1 protein-coding gene and 1 pseudogene are annotated in these 1,603 nt (G+C 65.5%); both read right to left on the minus strand.

Going from position 1 to position 1,603, the window contains the following annotated elements; genetic code table 11:
- Positions 1–674: pseudogene (locus EN991_RS35450) on the minus strand (molybdopterin biosynthesis protein); the annotation flags it as partial.
- 13 nt (positions 675–687) lie between these two features.
- A partial coding sequence (locus EN991_RS35455) for a molybdopterin-binding protein (RefSeq protein WP_127370469.1) occupies positions 688–1,603 on the minus strand: 916 nt, incomplete at its 5' end.

A 1,603-nucleotide genomic window follows, 5' to 3' on the forward strand; every position in this document is an offset into this window, starting at 1 on the left:
GCATCATAGATGCCGGCCGGTCGCAACGGCTCGCCCGGCTGAACGAGTTCATCGCCCGTGGAGATCACGGCCACGCGTGGCCTGCGAGCCACTGTCAGCTGTGCGATTCCGCAGGCAGCGAGCATGCCGATCTCGCGCGAGCCGATTTCGGTTCCGGCACGCAGCAAGACTTCTCCTCGCGCCATGTCCGATCCCGCGTTGGAGATAAACTGGCCGGGCGAGATGCTGCGGGCCACCTCAATGGCACTCAACCCGGCGGGATGGGTGTGCTCCACCATGACGATCGCGTCCGCGCCGCGGGGCAGCGGTCCGCCGGTTGCGATGGACGTGGCGGTGCCGGTCAGAACGGGCAACTGCGGAACCGTGCCGCAGGCAATCGCTTCCGCATTGAGCGCAAGCCGAACGGGACGCGGTTCAGAGGCGACGGCGAGGTCGGCTGCACGCACCGCGAAGCCGTCGACATTTGAGCGGTCGAACGGCGGCACGTCGACCGGCGCTGCGACGTCCTCGGCAAGAACCAGCCCCAGCGCGTTGGCCAGCGTCCGCTTCTCGGTCGGTAGTGGGCGGGGAAACAGCTCGGCCTCGAAGCGCGCCAGTGCAGCTTCGCGCGATAGTATGGTCAGGAACTGCTCCTGGCCGCTGTTCTGCTGGGCCGATGTTGGAGAATGCGTCATGGCGGAACACCGATCAAAAGTTGCGGAGCGGAACGGCGGCGACAGGCGTGCCGGCGGCATACCCCTCGCTATCGTCAGGAACTGCAAGCCAGGCGTCGGCAAGACGCATGGCGTCCAGCGAAAAGTCGCCGACAGCGAGCGGTGTCCACACATCCCGCTCCTTTGCGAGCAGAACGATCTCGCAAAGCCCGACCGCGGATGAAATTTTCCGCGAGAGTGGCAAGATAATGCCGGACCGTTCAGATCTGCCCGACAGGCGGTCCAAGACTGGCTGGACGAGTGCAAGGAACCCCGCGAAAGCCTGTTGCGGCGATCCGGCCAATGCGACGATCGGTGTCTTGCCGAGCCGCCCTATCGCCGTTGTCCCCCCGGGCCGCAGAGCAATGCCATGCGCGAGCAGAACCCGGCGCCGCGCGAGAGCCTCGGCGGTCACATCGGCGCAGCCATCGCCAGTACCGCCGATCAGGAGCAGCAAATCGCAGGACTCGCCATCAAGAGCGGCAGCGATCGCTGTCGCGTCACGCTCGACGGCCTCTATTTCGGCAATCGAAGCTCCAGAGGCACCCAGGCTCTCGACCACGAGCCGCAGGGAGAATGTCTCGTGGCTCTCGGCAGAGACGTCGATCGCACGCACGCACGGAATCCGTACGGCAAGTTGGCTCAATCCCACTTTGCGAGCGACCAGCAGGTCAGCGACGCCGATTGTCTTTCCTTCAAATGTTGGCGGGCGGTTCGCCGCCATGTCCTCGCCCATCCGGCGCACACCCTGGCCAGGCGCGGCTTCAGATGCCGCCTGGATCACCGGTCCATCGCAATCGATAAGACCGGCCTGCAGCACACAGTCACGATTTCCAGGCATGGCATCGCCCGTCTCCACCCAGAGGGGCGGGGTCGGCAATGCTACTGGCGAATAGGCCGACGCTCCCACG

Source organism: Mesorhizobium sp. M7A.F.Ca.US.005.03.2.1 (assembly GCF_003997795.1).
Classification (GTDB): domain Bacteria; phylum Pseudomonadota; class Alphaproteobacteria; order Rhizobiales; family Rhizobiaceae; genus Mesorhizobium; species Mesorhizobium ciceri.